Origin of the sequence: Planktothrix tepida PCC 9214, assembly GCF_900009145.1 — a bacterium.
GTDB classification, from domain to species: Bacteria; Cyanobacteriota; Cyanobacteriia; order Cyanobacteriales; family Microcoleaceae; genus Planktothrix; species Planktothrix tepida.
The window spans coordinates 1-235 of the sequence record NZ_LN889912.1 but is presented as its reverse complement, the minus strand read 5'-3'; the positions used below and the strand labels follow the sequence as shown (position 1 = coordinate 235).

The 235-nt window shown below is 38.7% G+C and carries 1 protein-coding gene; it reads left to right on the top strand.

Annotated features, from left to right (window positions below; translation table 11 throughout):
- Positions 1–101: 101 nt before the first annotated feature.
- Positions 102–235: reverse transcriptase N-terminal domain-containing protein (locus PL9214_RS29775; RefSeq protein WP_186440531.1), on the top strand; the 134-nt coding region annotated here is incomplete at its 3' end.

Below are 235 nucleotides of genomic sequence, written 5' to 3'. Positions count from 1 at the left end.
GAGAGATGGATTCTGAAGCTAATGCTTAAACGTAATGTTTAAGATATGCCCATGGAGTCCGGTTTAGTTGTTAGGTAAGGTTTTAATTAGCAGTTAAAACGGTGAAAACGAGTATAACCAAGACTACGACTGCATGGAATACTATCAATTGGGCGAAAGTTCAACGGGTAGTATTTAAGCTGCAAAAGAGAATTTACCAGGCATCATTATCGGGACAAAATGCAAAAGCTCGGAA